This is a genomic window from Cryobacterium sp. TMT1-2-1 (assembly GCF_004403955.1).
Classification (GTDB): domain Bacteria; phylum Actinomycetota; class Actinomycetes; order Actinomycetales; family Microbacteriaceae; genus Cryobacterium; species Cryobacterium psychrotolerans.
Genome location: NZ_SOHC01000012.1, coordinates 1 through 1,094 on the forward strand (window position 1 = coordinate 1; position 1,094 = coordinate 1,094).

General features: G+C 70.2%; 1 pseudogene. It reads left to right on the forward strand.

Features of this window, described 5'->3' with window-relative positions:
* Positions 1–98 precede the first annotated feature (98 nt).
* Positions 99–1,094 (forward strand): annotated as a pseudogene (locus E3T33_RS01550) (hypothetical protein); the annotation flags it as partial.

The following is a 1,094-nucleotide window of genomic DNA, read 5'->3' on the forward strand; positions in this document are numbered from 1 at the left end:
TCCTCGCTCTTGTCCTCCACAGGGCGGGTCCGGGTGAGGTTGTCGCGACACGGTCGAACATAACTGCGGATGTCGGTGGGTGCTGAGAGAATCTCAGTATGTCAAGCATCGAAGCTGTATTCAGCTCCCTCACCGGCTCCCTCGCCGGCGAGCGGCTGGACGCAGCCGCGTTTGCCGCCCTGACCGACGACGACCTGGAGGCCACCCACAAGAGCATCGCCGCGCACGTGGGCGAAACCACGAAATACGCGGCCCTGTCCGCAGCCGAGATCGCCCGCCGCTCCGACTGGGCCCTCGGCCAGGCCGGCCTGGCCCGCCGCAAGGGCCACCTGAGCCCGGAAGCAATGGTGCAGTCCCTCTCCGGCGGCTCCCGAGCCGACTCCCGCCGACTCGTGGACGTCGGCACAATGATGGCCGAAGCCGAAGCCGCCGAACAGCTCGCCAGACAAGCCGCCGAACAAGCCGCCGACCAGGCCGCGGAACACCCCGAGTGGGACCTCCCGGCCGCCGCCCTCGAAGCGCCCTGGCACGCGCCGCTCGGCGACGCCGTCACCGCCGGCCGGATCGGCCTCGACACCGCCGGCTTCCTCCGCAAGGGCCTCGGCGAACCAGCCGCCGGCGTCACCCCGGAGATGCTCCGCGACGCCCTGACCGCCCTGATCGAACGCTGCACGGACCTCCGCGCCGCCGATCGCGGGATTGCCGCCCGCCAGGGCCTGAACGCGGAACAGGCGTTCACCGCCGCCCGCCACTCCCGCGACCAGATCGACACCAACGGGATCGCCGCCCGCGCCGACGCCCTGCGCGCCGCCCAATACCTCCGCACCTGGCGCAAGCCCAACGGCATGGTCCACGGCGACTTCGACCTCAACCCCGAAAACGGCACCTTCCTCCTCGAAGTCCTCGCCCAGATCACCGGACCCCGCCGCGGCGGCCCCCGCTTCGTCGACAAAGAACGAAAGGCCCGAGCCCAGAAAATCATCGACGACCCCCGCAGCACCAACCAAATCCACGCCGAAACCCTCATCGAACTCATCCACATCGCCGTCAACGCCGACCCCGGCACCGTGTTCTCCGGCTCCCGGCCCACCGCA